This is a genomic window from Paenibacillus sp. Soil522 (assembly GCF_001428245.1).
In the GTDB taxonomy this organism is placed as follows: Bacteria; Bacillota; Bacilli; order Paenibacillales; family Paenibacillaceae; genus Pristimantibacillus.
On the sequence record NZ_LMRV01000032.1, the window covers coordinates 289 to 18,156 of the forward strand.

The window sequence follows — 17,868 nt, forward strand, 5'->3', positions numbered from 1 at the left end:
ATTTTCGCTTATCCCGAAGGATTTGCGAGGCAGTTATTACTCGTTGTTCAGTTTTCAAAGAGCAATCTTTTCTTTCGTTTGTGTTGCTTGTTTTGCTTGTCGTCCGCGTGTTTCTCTCGGCCGGAATTAGAATATACCATGCATCAGCCTAGTATTGCAAGTCTTTTTTTAAAATAATTTATTATTTGCCTGTATAAATTGAAAAACAGCTTGAAATAGGCTCGAAATCACTCGGAAGATCATAGCCCCCATACAGCTTAACCCCGCATAGACGCGGGGTTAAACGAAATGATTACTCCGTAACCAATATTCGAGGTGTTGTTTTATTGATAGCTCTTGATGATAACCAGGACCCGAGAATAGCTGAACAAACACTTAGCCATGCAACGGCCGCTATACCAGCAACGTTTCTAATTAGAGGCATTTGGACAATTCCATAATCGGATAAAATATTTCCCAGAATGCTAGGAAGCACATAAACACCGGCAAATATGCCAACGGCCGCCCCGATTACCGAAAGAGCCGCGATCCCCATCGTCACAGCGATTCTTATTTGATAAGAAGTCATACCAATAGATTTATAGATGCCGTAGGTTTTGCTTTCCTTTCTAATACCCATCCGGCATATGCTATAGATGATAAGGAAAGTAACCGCAACAAACAGCAGACCCATCATACTCATCGGCAAAACCAAAATGGCTGCTGCATCTTTATAGACAGAATCTAATAATGTCTGCTGGGTAACTGCTGATATGGAGTCTTTATAATCCGCATTTAATTCACGCACGAGCTGATCTGCTTTCGTACTGTCGGTCAGGTTAATGAAACAAAGCTCCATCGCGTCGTAATCAGGATTGTACAATTTAACAACATCAACCATAATTCTTGCTGAATAGGACATATTGGCTATTGCTTGATAGACTCCCGTAACGGTTAGCGTATGCTTATTGCCTTCAATATAAACGTCTACAATGTCGCCAACATCTTTGCCCAGCTTTTTTGATACGTTGACGCCAAGCGCGATTTCATTTTTGTTCCGCGGATTATACCCTCTCAGGACAGCCATTCCCAAATCATCATAGCTTCCGTCAACAACACCTAAATAGATGTTCAAGGACTCGGCCTCTGCATGCTCATCGTTCCGTATCCGATCCGCGGGGAAAACTCCACTCAGCGAACCCATCCATCCGATGTTTTTAATTCTTGGATCTGCTAATACATCCTTCTCTAAATCTACCTTAGAAAAAGTCGATTTATTGAAAATGGTCACGGCGATATGGGAGGAATCGTATCCCCATAATGGGGCAGTCTGCTGTATGGAGAAAATACTGTTTAACAAAATAAATCCTAATACAAGCATGGCTGAAGTAATCATTGTCAGCACCATCATAAGGAAGGAGCCTTTCGCATCTTTCAAAATAGGCCTTAACCCAATGACAAAAGGGACCGGGAATCGTTCAAAGCCCCTTAGGGTGTTTCCCATAAAGCCTAGCCGTCTTATCCTATTATTGTTTTCCATTTCTGACATGCCATACCGGATCGCTTGCATCGGCTGTACGGAACGGGCTTTGCCTGCATATAAAAGCACAAACAAAAGGACCAGGATCAATACAACTATTCCGGCTAAAATAGCTCTATCATTTCCTTGCATAAGCATCCATGAATCTCCTGTTTTCAAGTACGAGAGTGAGCTTTCAACGATGGCTCCCGATAAAAAATGACTGAGCACCAATCCGGGAATGATAGAGATAATAGAAAGAAAAGTATATTGCAAAACAAAAATACCTATCGTTCTATTCGAAGACAGACCTATAGATTTTAAAATCCCAATCGTTTTATAGTTCGATAAAATCGCATCAGAAATCGTAAATCCAATCGTATACAACGCAACAAGCATCATAACGATACCAATAAAAATCATAATAAAGCCAATCAATTTATTGATAATGTGATAAAAGGACGAGATTTCTTCAAACTCGGTTTTGGATTCAAGGTAAGGAGTGCCAAGCTCGTCCTCGAAGCTTCTCCATGCGCTGGCATTCTGACTATAGTTATCGAAACGAAGCCCGAGCATATACATGTCGTCTCCCTGCATGGCATGCAGCTGAGCACTATAATCCCGGCTGTTCATCCAAATGCGTGCGCTGGTTGCAAAGGGACCCCCATAAGGAATATCGATTACAATGGCTGATACGTTCAAATCAAACGTGTGCTCACCCGTTTTAAATCCAAGGCTGTCTCCGATTGCAATTCCATTCGCATAAGCCATGGATGTAGGTATCCATACGCTGCCTGGCTCGGGACTCAACCCTTCGCCGCCTTGGGCAAAAACAAACTTCTCTACCTTAAAAGGCAGCGCCGGCGTATTCATCATATATAAAAATAAATTTGCAATCTCTTTTCCATGATAGGTCACACCAGATAAGTTTCTATACGGCAGCAGCTCCGAGGCTGTAACCCCGTCCTGCTTATCCCACCAGCTCTTAACCATTTGCGGGTCATGCAGTCGATCCGTTAATGTCAATATTTGATGCGCGCCATTTGTTTTAGTATGAATGTCCATAAACACATTTTCAGTATTTGTGATGACATTAACCGATGTTGCTAACAGCAAGGTGGATAAAAGGATAAGTAAACCTATTAACCCGTTTTGCAGCTTCTTTTTTCTCAAATGAGATAAACAAAGAGACCATACGGCATACATAGCGCTTACTCCTTCCCCGAAACATAAGAAAATATAATATGTTCCCGTGTTGGAATATTCGTATGGTCAAATTTATCAAACTCTAGAATGCCGCCTATTTTGCCGTCCCTAATCATAATTAGACGGTCTGCCCTGCATGCCGCGTTAATATCATGGGTTACCATGACGACGGACTGCCCTTGACGGTTCATATTCGTTAAAATATCCAAAACAGCAACGCCCTGATCATAGTTCAGGCTCCCAGTAGGCTCATCCGCAAAAATAACATCGGGCGAGTTAATAAGCGCTCTGGAAATGGCCGCTCTTTGCTGCTGACCACCTGAGGTTTGCGCCGGCATGCGATTGCTCTGAGCTTCAATATCCAAAGCCTTCATAAGCATAAGCGCCTTGCTCTTCAATTCACTTTTGCGATACCCGGCTACATAACCGGGCAGCACAATATTTTCGAATATCGTCAGGTCAGGCACCAGATTGCTGCTTTGATAAATATAGCCTATTTTTCTGGCCCTGAATTCCGCAAGCTCCTTTTCGTTATATTTGTCAATACGCTGCTCCCCAAAATAAACCTCACCTGCCGTTACGCTATCAAGCCCGCTTAACAGGTAAAGCAGCGTCGATTTTCCCGAGCCCGAATTACCCATAATGACGGTGAAATCCCCTTCATAGATGTCTAAATCAAGGTTACGAAGCGCATGAAATTGTTCGCTTCCGGTCGAATAGGTTTTGCATAAATTTTTAGCATGAATAATTGCTTTTTTGGACACCGTTAAGCCCTCCTGTACTACTGTAATCTAATCATTGTAAAGGGCCCATATTTATAAATGCTTATCAACCTATTAATAAAGTATTACAGCCTGTGCTCAGCATAATGGAATCGAAAAATAAAATACCGTTCCTTGATCCTTTATGCTTTTAAAAGAAATCATGCCCTTATGCGCTTCAATAATATGCTTGCATATGGAAAGCCCTAATCCCGTCCCCTCACTATGAGCTTTGGCAGGACTAGTATGCATTTGCCCTTTAAAATAACGTTCAAAAATAAAAGGCATATCCTGCGGAAGAATGCCATTCCCCGTGTCTGCTATCGTTATCTTCAACCCGCCTTGCTCAATCTCGACACTCAAGCTGATCGTATCGCCGGTGGCTGTGTGCTTTAAAGCATTAGCGATAAGATTGGAGATGACCTGCTCCAAACGGTTCGCGTCAGCTTGAATCAGCACATTTGGAATATCCGGCGGCTCAATGAAAGCAACTCCCCTTGAACGCACATAATGACTTAACGGTTTAATAATCGATTGAAGCATGCTTTGGCTGTACTGCTCAGTGAGATGAACGGAAATTTGCCCCAGTTCTCTTAATGCATGCAGGAGAAGATCTTCCACCAGCATCGCCATTTTGTCCGCGTTCGTTTGCATAACTTCAACATAGTCCATAACCGAGGCCATATCGGGACAAACACCGTCAAGAATAGCATCAATGTATGCTTTTATAGCAGTAAGCGGCGTTTTGATATCATGAGAAATATTGGTGACAAGCTCTTTTTGCGCTTTTTCTTGTTCAGCCCGCTGCTCGCTCAGAAACATCATTTCCATCCTCATCTGGTCAAATACCGCATACAGATCGCCTATTTCGTCTATTGTTCCATACTCCGCCTTCTGCTCATAATCCCCTTTTAAAATAGCTTCTGAATAACCCTTTAATTTATGAATAGGCTGGAGCAGCTGTCCATTGATCTTATTTTGAAGAAAAAACAGCAGCATGATTAAAATAACGATAAGTGAAATCATCACAATGACTCGGAAAAGCGGTATTTCGTTGGCCTGCCCATTATCCACGACGCTTGCAGGCATTGTAAAAATAGCATTTCCGATTTGAAGCTGCGATTCTTCATCTACTGTCGGAAAAGCAATCTTTAGCGTATCCTTTTCTACCTTGGAGGTATATAAATCGTAGTGCAGCGCGGTTTTTAGATCGATTTTCTGAATGGGCTTGTCTTCTGGCGAGGAGTTGAAAATGACGCTTCCGTCCAATTGTGAAAATAAGAGGTTTACATCGCTTGCTTTACTCATCGTTAGAAGCGTCTCTCGTCTAGCTTCATCATGTTCAATGTCGTCATGATAGCGTTCAAGATAAAACATAATGCCGCTCACCTTTAAGCGTACTTCATTGATCACATATTTAGGATCAGCCTGTTCCTTGCTCTTGGAGCTGTCCAGCAGCAAGGTTGCCCCGCAGACTAAAATGATAGCCAGACAAATAAAAAAGGCTATAAACCATTTTTTAAACCAGCTGTTCAAATACATATACTTCTCCCATCTTATGCTTCATCCAAACTGAACTTATATCCAATTCCCCAGACGGTTTTAATATAGGTTGGATTTGACGGATCAGCCTCTATTTTTTCTCGTATTCTGCGAATGTAGACGGTAATCGTGCTTTCATCTCCATAAGACGCGAATCCCCAGATGGCATCGAGCAGCTGACTTTTTGAAAATACTTGATTTTTATGCTTAGACAAATAAAATAACAGCTCAAACTCTTTGGCGGATAATGATATCTCCTTGCCATCTACCGTTACGGTATAGGCTCTCTTATCAATTGCGATATTACCGAATTGCAGGCTGTCTTCGTTCTTTGGCATGCTGCCTATACTCTCAAATCTGCGTAAATGTGCATTTATTCTAGCAACCAGCTCACTTAAAGAGAATGGCTTGGTCATATAATCATCCGCACCAAATCCAAGTCCAATAACCTTATCCGTATCGCTGCCTCTTGCGCTCAGAATAAGAACGGGCGTATTGCTTTTTTGGCGAATTTGGCGGCAAAGCTCAATGCCATCCGCATCCGGGAGCATAATATCCAAAATAATAAAATCCGGGTTCCAGCTATCTACTGCGTGCAAGCCGTCATTGCCATTTTCTGCAATTAAAGCCTCATAGCCGTTTATCGTTATGTAATCCTTTATGATTCGGGAAATGTCTCTCTCATCCTCAATAATGAGTACCTTGCGTTGTCGTTTCATTGTTTAATCTCCAATACTTTTCAATTCAAGCAACGTTAGGCTCCTCTTGCTGCTACTATCAGATTCGACAGCTTCCAGTATTATCCTTCATACTTTGCTTCTAGTTCTAGCTGTCTACATGCTGCTAACCCGCTGCCTTTTGCCGGCGAGCGGGTTAGAAAACTATATTTCGAGATTACTCTGCTCCAACATCAATGTATGATCCGGCTGAAAAATGATCGCGTACGCTCTTCCTTAGGATTGGACAATACTTCCTCAGGCGAGCCGGTCTCGATGATTTGTCCTTTATCCATGAAAATAATCCGATCCGCAACTTCCCGCGCAAATCCCATTTCATGCGTAACCAGCGCCATCGTCATCCCTTCTACAGCCAGCTGCTTAATAACCTGGAGAACTTCACCAATAAGCTCTGGGTCAAGTGCCGACGTCGGTTCATCAAACAGCATAAGCTTCGGCTGCATCGCCAGAGAGCGCGCAATCGCGACACGCTGCTGCTGTCCGCCCGACAGCTGACTCGGATAGGAATTCAGCTTATCCCCCATACCCACCTTCTCCAGCAAGCCGGCCGCTAACTCCCGCGCCTGCTCCTTGTTCATTTTCTTCACCCACGTCGGCGCTTCCATCACATTCTGGACGACGGTCAAATGGGGAAACAAGTGAAACTTCTGAAATACCATACCGATCTCGGTACTCAGCTGACTCTGCTTCTGCATCAGAATGGATTGCCCGTTAAAAACAATATCGCCAGACTCAATCTTCTCCAATCGGTTAATGCAACGCAATACCGTACTTTTACCCGAACCGCTCGGTCCGATAATAACAACCTTCTCGTTGTTCTTAATCGTCAGATTAATGCTTTTCAATATATGATTATTCCCGTAAAATTTGTCTACCTTTTTAAATTCGATCATGCGCGCTCAGCCCCTTTTCCAATTGGTGAGCCGCAGCCATCAGCAATGAGTTAATAACTAAATAGATAACCCCGATGATCGTATAAACTTCAAAGCTGCGGAATGTCGTGGTTATAATTGTCTCGCCTGTGCGGAACAATTCCGCAATCGTAATCAAAGAAACCATCGATGAATTTTTAATCGTCGTAATGAATTGGTTAACGAGTGGCGGAATCATGATTTTACTTGCTTGAGGGCCAATAATACGAATCATGCTGATCGTCTTGCTCATTCCAAGGGAACGCGCCGCTTCCATCTGTCCCTTGTCGATTGCCTGTATGCCGGAGCGGACAAGCTCTGTGCAATAGGCTCCCGTGTTTAAGGCTAATCCGAGTATACCTGCTTCGAACGGCTCTAAATGAATCCCCAGTTGAGGAAGGCCAAAGTATAAAATAAACAGCTGCACCAACAACGGAGTACCCCTAAAAATCCAAGTATACATAAAGGCAATATTTCGCAGCAACTTTGATTCCGATACCTTGCACAGCCCTCCGGCAATACCAAGCAGCAATCCGATCGCCAGGGATAAGATAGAAAGCTTTACCGTCATCCAAGCGCCGTCGATAAAAGCCGGCAGGAAAGGCATTACCGTTGAATAATCCAGATTCATAACTGATCCTCCCGAGATTCCGTTAATATTACTTCAGCCATTTATTAAACGTTTCTTCTGCAGCTCCGCTATCTTTAAACTCTTTAATGACTTCATTCGCAACCGCGAGCAGCTCGCTATCTCCCTTTTGCACCCCAATACCCAGATCGGCATGGACAAAAGGCTCTCCAACCAGCGCAAGCTTATTGTCCGGATTTTGTTTGTTATAGCCCAGCTGATTAAGATAATCGTTGAAACCGATATCCAGCCTGCCCAGCGACAAGTCCAATAAATATTCAGGATTGTCCTTGTATGCCTTAATGGTCAATTTCATGCCTTTCGCGACGAGATCATTCGCTACTTTCTCACTCGTTCCACCCGCTTTGACGCCAACCTTCAAGCCTTCAATATCGTCCATACTGTTAACTGTCTTGTCATCCGCCCGCTTAACAAGGGATACGCCGGTCGCCAAATAGGAGTCAGACATATCAATGACCTTTTTTCTTTCATCGGTAATGTACATGCCGGCGATGACCAAGTCCGCCTGTTTGTTTTGCAAGGTCGGTATTAATGCCGTAAACTGCATATCGACCCATTCTACAGGGACGCCCAGCTTCTCTCCGATTTTGTTGCCGAGATCGATATCGTAACCAATAAGCTTATTATCCTTATCGCGGTATTCAAATGGAAAATAATTTCCTGTTGCGATAACAAGCTTGCCTCTCTTTTTAATTTCCGCAATGCTCCCCGATTCCTGAACACCCGCTTCGACACTTTCCGCTTCCTTGTCCTTACCGCAGCCAGACAGTATCATCGTCAATATCAGAATAGCCAACATAATGAAATAACCCGTTGTTTTTGTTTTCATATAAATCCCTTCCTTTTATCATGATTTAATTTTCTTTACTACCCCAATAAATGTTAGCTTTTATGACATAAATCCAAGGTACACTCACATATTACAGCCTGAAACCCTTTGTTACAATGTGTGCTGTAGCTAAAAAAACTTTTTACCTTTGTTTAGCGTAAACAAAAATAACATATACCTATCATTAAAAAGGTCTGTGCAAACGCAAAAAAGCCCGATATACACATGTATATCGAACCTCATACAGCTTCAGATACCTTATCTTTTGGAAACAAGCGTTGGGCAGACCGCCATTTGGAACCAATCATACATTTATTGGGTCTCATTTGAGCTTCCGGATGATATAATCCGCCGTGCGTATGGCAAGAGCCACCATCGTGAGCGTTGGATTTGCTGCGCCCATAACCGGAAAAATGCTGTTATCCGCTACATAGAGACCGGGTACACCATGAATTTGCCCGTACCGGTCGGTTGCTGAGGTGGCTGGATCGTCACCCATCCGGCAGGTCCCGGCTTCGTGGTCGCCGTCGATCGGCTCATCGGGAGCTAAAGAGACGAGCGGGGTTCCAATCACGGACGCAACCCGTTTTACCTCTTCCGCTGCCTGCCCAAGAATGGCTTTGTCTGCTTCACTGTAATCAAGGTGAATTTGCAGCTCGGGCATCCCGTATTCGTCGCGTTTGTACGGATCGAGTGTGACTTTGTTTTCGTACCGCGGCTCAACCGTACCGAAGCCCGCAATAAGCGCATCCATTTCTTCTTGGAACGGGATTTGTTTGTCATGATAAAACTGATAACCGATCGGTCCTTGCAGTGACACTTGGTAAGGAAGCTTCTCGGTTTCGGGAATCAATATGCCTATCGGACCTAATACATACGGATAATCTTTGCGATTGAATTTGAATGTTCCTCTGACCGCCGAGTGATTGATCAGATAATGGCCGATTGCGTTTCCTCGGATCCCTGAATTCAGAAGGATGCGTGGAGTTCCGAAAGTGCTTGCACTCAGGATGACGGTTTTCGCTTTCAGAACATAGGATCGTTTATCGGGTGTCATCACATGAACGCCTGCGACACGCCCTTTTTCGGTTACCACTTGTACGGCGCGGGCCAGAACCGCCAAATCGTACGGCTTTCGATACAGCGCTTTGGCGAGAAACGAGATCGAGCTGAAAAAGACGTTAGAGTGAATCTCGCCGTACTTGGTCGGTTCCAAATCAACGGCCAGCGGCTCGTTCATCGCTGCGGGATACTGGCCGTTCCGAAGCCGATTGAGGAAAAGTTGGTTAATCGGGGATCCTTTGGTATATACATTTGAAACATTCATGGCTTGCTCGGCGATACGATAATACATGTCCATCTCCCATTGGGGTACAGGCCATTGCTGAGGCGCAAGATACATGCGCGGACTGACCGCCGTCCAGATCAATGACCTGCCTCCGACAGCGATGAGCTGCACAAACTTTGTGCCGGCGACCGGAATTTTGAAACGCGGACTGTTATACGCCAAGTCGAACCAACGCTTAAAGTTCACGGTTTCGATATTTCGTGCATGAGTTGGCAGGAGCAGATTTCCCGCTTCGACGACACCGATTTTCTTCCCGTTGTTTCTCCATTGTTCGCACAATCGCCAGAGTGCCGCACCTCCGCCTGGCCCGGTGCCTACGATAAGTACATCATACTCGGTTTGACTCATTTTCTCCAAGGAGCTTGTCGGTATCCAAGATCCCTCGGAAACCGGGGCGGGAGTAACGTGGATAATGCTGGGCTCCGAATAGGAAGGAGCGAGGGGAAGATAAACGGGAAATCCGGCAAGAGGATGATCCGGATCTGGAATTCGGGAGTTTAAAGTTATCAGATCCGATAGGTTGATGTGAAACTTTTGAGCGATTTTTCTGAGTGTATCGCTTATGTCTGCCACATAAATCCGCATCGATGTCACATCCTTATCGTTCATCTCGCCGTCTAAACCATAAACCATCCCCGGGATACATGGTTATTGCTTTTGACTTCTTTCCCTAAGAAGTTTGTTGGATATAATCTGGAATTCGTCTCATACATCCTACGTGTGCGAGGGAATTATTATGATCTTTATCGAAGTTCATACGCAATCAAAGGCCGACTTAAACAGCACGGAAGTTCATCCGTTATAAATCGGCGGTTATGCAACAATGCCCTATAACGTATCAATCCCCATTTTGACGGCTGGGTAAGTGGATTCGCGACAATAACTTGTCCGGGAATTGCGTTCCAAATGTTTATCTCTGAGATAAGCAATGAGCCCTCTCGAATCGTGCATGCGCTACAATGCATAGTAATAAACTAAAGTGCAGAGGCTGCGTTCTTTTACAGAACTGTGAGGATGGTGAAAAAATGTGGGTTTATTTGGCGCAGAGTGATGATACATTGAGGCGGATTACCAATAAATATTTCATAGATTCGGCCGAACTGGTTTCTATAAACCCACACATTATCAGCCAAGACCATTTCATTCCTATTAATGGCACCGAATTTAAATCGGGAGGAAAGAGAACATGTTCAAAGCGACAATCGGCAACAGAACATACGGGGAGATGAAAACGGTGCGAGTGACGATATGGAACGAGTACGTGCAGGAGAGGACGGAACCGTCGGTCGCGAAAGTGTATCCGAATGGAATCCATACTGCCCTTCACAGAGGACTTGAGCCCTACGGATTCCAGATACGTACGGCCACGTTGGATCAGCCGGAACACGGCTTGACACAAGAAACATTGAAGAATACCGATGTCTTGATCTGGTGGGGGCATAAGCACCACGACAAGGTAAGTGACGATATTGTCGAAAGAGTTCATAGAAACGTCCTACAAGGAATGGGATTGATCGTGCTGCATTCAGCGCACTTTTCGAAAATTTTCAGGAAACTGATGGGCACCAACTGTGCTATAAAAGTAAGGACCGATAACAGGAAGGAAATATTGTGGGCACCCTGCCCACCCCATCGCTGAAGGAGTCGGTCAACATTTTGAGATTGAGCAGGAAGAAATCTATGGTGAGTTCTTTGGCATCCCCGCACCGGATGAACTCGTATTTGTCAGTTGGTTCGAGGGCGGGGAAGTGTTCCGCAGCGGGTGCGCATTTATCCGGGAACTAGGGAAAATCTTTTATTTTCGGCCGGGACATGAGACGAACCCAACTTATTACAACAAAGATGTATTGAAAGTGATCGCGAATGCCATCAAATGGACCGCCTCCCCGCATGGAATCGAACCGGTTTACGGATATGCTGAGCCAATTAATCCGATCTGCTAATGTTTTCATACATCTTTAATTTCCCTCCTGAAATCCGAACGCAGTATAATCACAATAACCGATTCGGATAAATCCCGGCACCAGAACAGAGAAAAATGTTGGATCAGCTTGGTTTGCGAGCGTCGCTGCAAGACATCGCTAGCCGATTCTTCATTAGCCGCGAGTATGTCTCACGCAGGTTTAAACAAGAATTCGGCATGAATATTTCCGAATATATGGAGAAGGTCAGGATCGATAATGCTAAAATTTTGCTGTCGAACGAGAAGTATTTGATCGCGACAATCGCGGAAATGGCGGCTACCAGGATGGCAGGTATTTCAGCAAAATTTTCGGCAAGCTGACAGGTAAGACGCCGAGGGAGTATCGAAAGAAGAATGACCTTGACGGTACGTTCAATTTTGATGAATAGAGTGAGCAACATAATCAGCTGTCCGGATCGCCAAGGCAACCGTCGTCAGTGTGGGATTGGTGCCTCCCATCGAAGGCAGAACGCTGTTCCCGGCCACATAAAGGCCGGTTACGTTGTGAACCTGCCCATAGCGGTTGGCGGTCGACGTATACGGATTATTGCCAATCCGGCAGGTACCTGCGTCGTGTATGCTCGAACCCGGTTTTAACAGACAAAATTCCGGCTGGCCCGGCTGCTTTTTCAGAGCAACTCCCATTGCTGAGAGCATCCGCTTCATCGTAACGACCATCCGCTCCATATTCATGTAATCGTCAGGATGATAGGAAAATTGAACTTGAGCGAGCGGAACGCCATACCTGTCCTTTTTGGTCGGGTCTAGATATACCCGGTTATCGTAACGCGAATGCATTTTGCCGAAGCCCTGCAGATGCAAATCCAAGCTTTCGGGATAGGAAACGTTCTGGAATTGCTGATAGCCAAACCATGGCGCTCTAAAAAATTGGATTTGAAAAGGCTGCTCAGCGGAAGAAGGATTTAAAATCCCTACGGTCCCGGGAATTTCCGTAAATTGTTTCATGCTGATTGTGCCTAACCCCTGTACAAAGGTCTGATCCACCAGAAAACGGCCGATTGCCGCTCCAGGGATCCTGGAGTTAAGCAAAATACGCGGATTTTCTAGTGCGCTTGTTGCCAGTATGACATTTTTGGCCCGTATCGTATGCGACCTTAGATCCGGCGTCATCACCCGAAGTCCGCTAACGCGGCTGTTCTTATGCAGCACTTCCACAGCGGAGGCGTGAATGGCCAAATCGAACGGTCTGCGGTTTAAAGCATACGCAAAAAAATTGATGGAGCTGAAAAAAGGCGTGGAAAAGATTTTACCGTATTTGGAGGATTTCGTGTAAACGGCCAGCGGCGTATAGGAGACATTCGGAAATCCGTTCTCCCAGAGCCGATTAAGCAGAACGTCCTGCGCAGTGGAATCCTCGAGAAAATCGCCGCTGACATTCATCACTTTTTCGGCGATATTATAGTAAGGCATTAATTCCTGATAGGTGAGCGGCCACGTCAGAAACTCGGAGGGGTGCAGCCTTGGAGAAACAAATCCCCAAAACAAAGTGCGTCCTCCAAGCGCCAACACTTGTGTCGCATTCGGATAATCGGGCATGTTTTGTCCGATCGGCAGCGTTACACGGGGATTCGATAAATAATTGCCGGCTAACGGAAGATTCGCCCCATGGGTCGGCAGAACAAGTCCGCCGGCTTCCACAACGCCAATCTTCATCTTGGTACCGGCCAACTTCTCGCATAATCTCCAAATCGCCGCACCGCCGCCCGCCCCGGTACCGGCCACAAGAACGTCATATTCGGTCTGCTCCATTTGTACCAGCGGTGTAGTTGGAATCCATTCGTCATCATTCGGCTTGAATTCGTAAGGACATGTCTCCATACCGTTTCACCCCATCGCAGAATTGCGCATCATGTTAATGTTTAGTATCCGGGGAGACCGTTCATGCGGTTTTTGCAAAATTAGCGCCGTAAATCATAAAAGCCGTCCATCACTAATATCGTGATAGACGGCTTTATTACTTCATCCCATCTTCTTCTCGGAATGCTTTTGCTCCTGACGCTGCTGCTGAACCTCATCCAAATAAAGCGTAAACTTGGAATCCCCGCTGTAGGAGATGTAGAGCCACTCAAGTGCCCGTGTCATGGCGATATAAAACAGCGATACCTCGCGTTCCTCCACCTCTACAAGCGAGAAAGGCATGTTCTCGACATTTACGATAAAGACCGCCCGGAAATCGAGTCCCTTTACGCTGTCAATGTCCGATACGTTAATGGCATCGCCGCCGGTACTGCCCGATTCCTGATGCGAATCCGCATGGTCCGCGATCCAGTGAAACGGAAGCCCCTGCCCCTTAAGCGTCCTGCGGATCGTATCCGTGTAGGAGGAATAATAGTTATTTTTCACGCGGTACAAGATGACCATTTCGGAATAAGGAACCTTATATTCGCTATGCAGGTACCGGATATGCTCAAGGGCGCCCCGCAGCTCTTCCTGAAAGCTGCCGCATCGCTGCACCCCGGGCTCCTGCCCATTTCTCCGAGTGCTCTGAGGAGGGATAATTTCGACCCCTTTTGCCGAGCCGTACTGCACCCGGTTCTGAAGCAGCGAATGCCGCTGATAGAAATCCCAGGCAAACTGGGCGATCTGGGCTGTGTTGCGGTAATTTATGGAGAGAACCCGTGACCGCCCCCGAAAATCAAGCCCCGTGTCCTGCAGCAAGCTCGATTTCCGCTTAAAGAACGATTGCGCCCGATCCTCTACCAGCAGCAGATTTTGCGTAGCCGGATTTAGCAAATAGCTTAACAGCTTTAGCCATTCCGGTTGAAAATCCTGGCCCTCGTCGATCAGGATCGCTTCATACGCAGGAAGAATCGCTTCCTTCTTCTCGAGCTTGCCAATAAGCGCAGGGATGTCTGTATCCCGGGCGTTCAGCGCTTTTTTCAGCCACTCATGAAAGTTATAGACCTCGACGTTTTGCTGGCGGGGCTTGCCGTCCTTTTGCTCCTCCAGCCTGATCCAGTCCAGCAAATCCTCCGGCTCATCCATCATCCGGTCAATCATTCGCTGCAGGCTTTGGGATAGCGCGATGCTGCTGCAGAGGACGAGAATCTTCCAATCCGGATAATGGTTGGCCAGAAGCTTGGCACGGCTTGCGAGGACAAGCGTCTTCCCGCTCCCTGCCACGCCGCGAATGAGCCGGTGACGATCGCCGATATGCTTCGCTATATTTTCCTGGTGCACGTCCATCATTTTCATATTGTGAAGCGAGAGCACGAACTGCTCCTGATGCTTCGCCGGCTGGCGGAATTCCGCGCTGATCCGCATCTCCGGTATGAGGTGATTACGAATAGACCTAATATCCTCATGCGATAAAATGTACCGTTTGCGGCTCCACTCCGTAAACATCCCATGAATTTTTTCAATCAGGCCATCAGCGGAAAATCCGTCATCCTCCGGATCGATTTCGTCGCGGCAAAGCACGAATGGCTGCGAAATGACGTCGTATAAGCTGTATTCGATAAAATCCTTCTGCTTCATCCGCGTAAAAACCGTTCCGAACCCGTGCGGGAGCTTTAGCTGTCCTTGCATTTTGCCTTCCCGTGAAATGAGGCTGTCGTCCTTCTTAAGCTGGCTCACCACATGCCGCAAGCCCTCCCTTGCTTGTTGATAGGGACTCTTAACGGTTTCCATTTGTCCTCCGGACCCATGCAGCAGCCACTCCTCGCGGTCAACCTCGAAAAGGGCGGATCTCGTATAATCCTTCACGACCAGAACGACCAGTCCCAGATCGGGGCCTATAATAACAAAGTCCGGCCGGCTCCCCTGAATCTCCGGCTCAAAATATACGACATAATCGCTCGGCAGATGATCCTTTAGCGTCCGAAACAATAACCGTTCCCCAGTAGCCGCGCTCGTCCGGATAACTTCCGGGACCATATAAGCCATCCTTCGTCACCTCTAATTCCATTTTTCCAGTTGCTTTTAGTATAAACCATCTTTGCTAGATTGGTATGGGAAAATAGGAACGTGCCAATAAATTCACGATTTCTTTACTCAAATGTGCATCAGAGATAATAATCATGCACTACTGTGAGGATATCATCCCGGAAGAGGAGTGATCCAATGCGCATTGCCGTGTTTTCAGACACATTTGTCCCGCAGATCAATGGCGTTGCTCTTACTTTGAAGCGATGGACCGATTACTTGTCCGACCGCGGAGTCGAATGCAAGCTGTTTGTGCCTACAGAACCGGATCCATCTTATGAAGATGAAGTGTATAGGCTCGCCAGTATTCCCCTCCTGCTCTATCCGGAATATCGGTTTGCCATTCCCAATTTGCTGCGTATCCGGCATCAGCTTTCCCGGTTCAAGCCTGATCTTGTCCATATCGCGACCCCCTTCAATGTCGGACTCGCCGGTCTGTCTGCCGCCCAAAAGCTTGGCATTCCTGTGGTAGCCTCTTACCATACCCATTTCGACCGTTATCTGGACTCCTACCGCTTTCCGTTCGCCCGGGCGTGCTATTGGCCGTATATCAAATGGTTCCACCGTTCCTGCCGCGCCATATTCGCACCTTCGCTGGAGACGATCAACCGGCTGGAAGAAAAAGGGCTGCCCAATCTTGCTTTGTGGACCCGCGGAGTGGACTGCGATTTGTTCACGCCCGCGAAACGATCGGACCGTATTCGCGAGATTTACGGGATCAAGGAGCGGTATCTGTTCCTGTTTGTCGGCCGTCTGGCGCCGGAGAAAGATATGGATATTCTGCTTCAACTAATGCAGCGGCTGCCTGATGAGATCCGCGGGCAGGTCCACTGGCTGATCGTCGGTGACGGTCCAATGATGGAGCAGGCCAGGCAGGAAGCTCCGCAGAATGCGACGTTCGCCGGCTATCAAAGCGGAGAAGCGTTGGCGGAATTTTACGCCTCCTCGGATCTGTTCGTGTTCCCGTCTTCGACCGAAACATTTGGTAACGTGGTGCTGGAGGCTTCGGCGTCCGGGCTTCCCGCTATTGTCGCCGATAGCGGAGGCGTGACTGAGATTGTTCAGCATGGGAAGACCGGGATGCATGTCCAGGCTAGAAATGCGGAGTCCTTTCTCGCGGCCTTGACCGATTGGATTGACCACCCGGACAAATGGCAGGAGTTCGGGGTAAGAGCCAGAGCTTATGCGCTCTCGCGCACATGGGACCAAGCGATGGAGTCGATTTACACACGCTGCCTGCAGATCACAGAAACGGAGCATAATCAGCTGGCCGCCGCAAGACAAACGATGGCAAGCATACGTGAAGAAGGCGAGACTGCTTGAAGATGACAGACATTGGAACGGGGTATGTTCAAATCTGAGCTTCAGTAGGAGGTACAAGATTATGGATACCGGAACCCATCTTCTTATTGGCGCCACTTTGGGCGGACTGGCGAGCTCTCTTGCCGATCCCGCTCTCTTCAGTCATTCGACCGTCGTTTACGGATTATTCGCGGCTACAATCATCGGGTCGACCGCCCCTGATTTCGATGCCGTCATTCGTATTCGCAGCTACAAGTCGTACTTGCAGCATCATCGGGGCTTCAGTCATTCGCTACTTATGCTTGCAGGGTGGCCAGTTGTCCTCGCCCCCTTGATTGCCCTCGCATTTCACGCCTGGGCCTACCTGATCCCGATATTTCTATGGACGATGGCCGGGGTCGTGCTTCACGTCATCCTCGATTTTTTTAATGCATACGGCGTGCAATGCTTCAGACCGGTTTCACGGAAATGGTTCCACGCGAACACCATCCCGATCTTCGATCCGGTTCTGTTCGTTCTTCATGCCGCGGGGCTGCTGTTATGGCTGTTCGGCGTCTTCGGGGCAACGGCTATTTTCCCGTTCGTCTATGCTTTAACCTTTCTCTTTATCGGATGCCGTATCCTGATCGGCCGCTTAATGCTGCAGCACGTCCGCAGGCAATACGGAATGGCCGGTTATTCCTTCCTGATTCCGCGCGGACTTCCCCACAAGTGGAAATACGTCCATGAAACCGGGCAGGCCTATATCACTGGCTCCATTCACGGATTGATTCTGAAGGAAGAAGCCATCTTCGAAAAAGGGGAACAGAACGATGTGATTCAGGCGGTCATGGGCAGCGACGGGGTGCGCACGTTTCTCCAGTTCACGCATCGCGTTCATATCTCCTGTCAGAAAGTTCAGAACGGATATAGGGTCGAGCTGCGCGACATCCGTTTTCGACATGGCCATAATCTCCCATTCGGCATGGATGTAATGTTGGATGAACGGCTGCTGGTAACCGGGGACACGATCGGGTGGAGGAAGAAGATATGGGAGCCGCCTTTTGCCTGATGATCGACCTGGCTGAATCCAAAGTTAATGAAAAAAAGGTCGTCCCGGAATAGAGGGCGACCTTTACTTACTTTTCACTTGATAGGAAAGAGCTGGCTGCCGCATGATCTGCGGACGATAAGCTCG

14 protein-coding genes and 1 pseudogene are annotated in these 17,868 nt (G+C 47.1%); 5 read left to right on the forward strand and 10 right to left on the reverse strand.

What is annotated here, in order from left to right; translation table 11 throughout:
* Positions 1-292: 292 nt before the first annotated feature.
* The 8 genes from ASG81_RS08515 to ASG81_RS08550 form a co-directional block, all read right to left on the reverse strand.
* On the reverse strand, positions 293-2,704 hold the full coding sequence (locus ASG81_RS08515; protein ID WP_056631921.1) for an ABC transporter permease: 2,412 nt from the start codon (positions 2,702-2,704) through the stop codon (positions 293-295).
* Positions 2,705-2,709: 5 nt separating this feature from the next.
* Positions 2,710-3,468 carry an ABC transporter ATP-binding protein gene (locus tag ASG81_RS08520; RefSeq protein WP_056631924.1) on the reverse strand — a complete coding sequence of 253 codons (759 nt, stop codon included), beginning with the start codon at positions 3,466-3,468 and terminating at the stop codon, positions 2,710-2,712.
* A gap of 96 nt (positions 3,469-3,564) precedes the next feature.
* Complete coding sequence (locus ASG81_RS08525; RefSeq protein ID WP_056631926.1) at positions 3,565-5,007, reverse strand: sensor histidine kinase; 1,443 nt, start codon at positions 5,005-5,007, stop codon at positions 3,565-3,567.
* 14 nt (positions 5,008-5,021) lie between these two features.
* The gene (locus tag ASG81_RS08530) at positions 5,022-5,726 is read right to left on the reverse strand and encodes a response regulator transcription factor (RefSeq protein ID WP_056631930.1); all 705 of its coding nucleotides are present in this window, start codon (positions 5,724-5,726) and stop codon (positions 5,022-5,024) included.
* 191 nt (positions 5,727-5,917) lie between these two features.
* Entirely contained in the window at positions 5,918-6,637 is a 720-nt protein-coding gene (locus ASG81_RS08535; RefSeq protein WP_056631933.1) for an amino acid ABC transporter ATP-binding protein, read from the reverse strand.
* Positions 6,624-7,286, reverse strand: a complete 663-nt coding sequence (locus ASG81_RS08540) for an amino acid ABC transporter permease (protein ID WP_056631936.1) — start codon at positions 7,284-7,286, stop codon at positions 6,624-6,626. The genes ASG81_RS08535 and ASG81_RS08540 overlap by 14 nt, the downstream gene beginning before the upstream one ends.
* A gap of 28 nt (positions 7,287-7,314) precedes the next feature.
* Positions 7,315-8,133 carry a substrate-binding periplasmic protein gene (locus tag ASG81_RS08545; protein WP_056631940.1) on the reverse strand — a complete coding sequence of 273 codons (819 nt, stop codon included), beginning with the start codon at positions 8,131-8,133 and terminating at the stop codon, positions 7,315-7,317.
* A 322-nt stretch (positions 8,134-8,455) separates the two neighbouring features.
* Positions 8,456-10,066: a GMC oxidoreductase gene (locus ASG81_RS08550; protein ID WP_056631946.1), complete on the reverse strand. Its 1,611-nt coding sequence runs from the start codon at positions 10,064-10,066 to the stop codon at positions 8,456-8,458.
* 640 nt (positions 10,067-10,706) lie between these two features.
* On the opposite strand from ASG81_RS08550, the pseudogene ASG81_RS08555 reads away from it, so the two are divergent.
* The 3 genes and pseudogenes from ASG81_RS08555 to ASG81_RS32580 all read left to right on the forward strand — a co-directional run bounded on the left by ASG81_RS08555 (position 10,707) and on the right by ASG81_RS32580 (position 11,833).
* Positions 10,707-11,424, forward strand: a pseudogene (locus tag ASG81_RS08555) (ThuA domain-containing protein).
* Between the two features lie 95 nt (positions 11,425-11,519).
* The gene (locus ASG81_RS08560; RefSeq protein ID WP_056631949.1) at positions 11,520-11,765 is read left to right on the forward strand and encodes a helix-turn-helix domain-containing protein; all 246 of its coding nucleotides are present in this window, start codon (positions 11,520-11,522) and stop codon (positions 11,763-11,765) included.
* Positions 11,750-11,833 carry a hypothetical protein gene (locus tag ASG81_RS32580; RefSeq protein ID WP_235548786.1) on the forward strand — a complete coding sequence of 28 codons (84 nt, stop codon included), beginning with the start codon at positions 11,750-11,752 and terminating at the stop codon, positions 11,831-11,833. Before ASG81_RS08560 ends, ASG81_RS32580 begins: the two co-directional genes overlap by 16 nt.
* Here ASG81_RS32580 and ASG81_RS08565 read toward each other — a convergent pair.
* Together ASG81_RS08565 and ASG81_RS08570 are read right to left on the reverse strand one after the other, a co-directional pair.
* Entirely contained in the window at positions 11,817-13,283 is a 1,467-nt protein-coding gene (locus ASG81_RS08565) for a GMC oxidoreductase (RefSeq protein WP_056631952.1), read from the reverse strand. The genes ASG81_RS32580 and ASG81_RS08565 overlap by 17 nt on opposite strands.
* A gap of 141 nt (positions 13,284-13,424) precedes the next feature.
* Positions 13,425-15,350, reverse strand: coding sequence for a 3'-5' exonuclease (locus ASG81_RS08570; protein ID WP_056631954.1), 1,926 nt, complete (start codon positions 15,348-15,350; stop codon positions 13,425-13,427).
* Between the two features lie 177 nt (positions 15,351-15,527).
* Between ASG81_RS08570 and ASG81_RS08575 the strand changes: the two genes are divergently transcribed.
* Together ASG81_RS08575 and ASG81_RS08580 are read left to right on the forward strand one after the other, a co-directional pair.
* Positions 15,528-16,712, forward strand: coding sequence for a glycosyltransferase family 4 protein (locus tag ASG81_RS08575; protein ID WP_056631957.1), 1,185 nt, complete (start codon positions 15,528-15,530; stop codon positions 16,710-16,712).
* The gene (locus ASG81_RS08580; RefSeq protein WP_162255009.1) at positions 16,690-17,742 is read left to right on the forward strand and encodes a metal-dependent hydrolase; all 1,053 of its coding nucleotides are present in this window, start codon (positions 16,690-16,692) and stop codon (positions 17,740-17,742) included. Before ASG81_RS08575 ends, ASG81_RS08580 begins: the two co-directional genes overlap by 23 nt.
* Positions 17,743-17,868: the final 126 nt, after the last annotated feature.

Excerpts from the sequence above, each read along its gene's own strand:
- ASG81_RS08565 (WP_056631952.1), bottom strand. The coding sequence starts at position 13,283 with ATGGAGACATGTCCTTACGAATTCAAGCCGAATGATGACGAATGGATT.
- ASG81_RS08550 (WP_056631946.1), bottom strand. The coding sequence starts at position 10,066 with ATGCGGATTTATGTGGCAGACATAAGCGATACACTCAGAAAAATCGCT.
- ASG81_RS08535 (WP_056631933.1), bottom strand. The coding sequence starts at position 6,637 with ATGATCGAATTTAAAAAGGTAGACAAATTTTACGGGAATAATCATATA.
- ASG81_RS08545 (WP_056631940.1), bottom strand. The coding sequence starts at position 8,133 with ATGAAAACAAAAACAACGGGTTATTTCATTATGTTGGCTATTCTGATA.
- ASG81_RS08570 (WP_056631954.1), bottom strand. The coding sequence starts at position 15,350 with ATGGCTTATATGGTCCCGGAAGTTATCCGGACGAGCGCGGCTACTGGG.
- ASG81_RS08525 (WP_056631926.1), bottom strand. The coding sequence starts at position 5,007 with ATGTATTTGAACAGCTGGTTTAAAAAATGGTTTATAGCCTTTTTTATT.
- ASG81_RS08515 (WP_056631921.1), bottom strand. The coding sequence starts at position 2,704 with ATGTATGCCGTATGGTCTCTTTGTTTATCTCATTTGAGAAAAAAGAAG.
- ASG81_RS08575 (WP_056631957.1), top strand. The coding sequence starts at position 15,528 with ATGCGCATTGCCGTGTTTTCAGACACATTTGTCCCGCAGATCAATGGC.
- ASG81_RS08530 (WP_056631930.1), bottom strand. The coding sequence starts at position 5,726 with ATGAAACGACAACGCAAGGTACTCATTATTGAGGATGAGAGAGACATT.
- ASG81_RS08560 (WP_056631949.1), top strand. The coding sequence starts at position 11,520 with ATGTTGGATCAGCTTGGTTTGCGAGCGTCGCTGCAAGACATCGCTAGC.
- ASG81_RS08540 (WP_056631936.1), bottom strand. The coding sequence starts at position 7,286 with ATGAATCTGGATTATTCAACGGTAATGCCTTTCCTGCCGGCTTTTATC.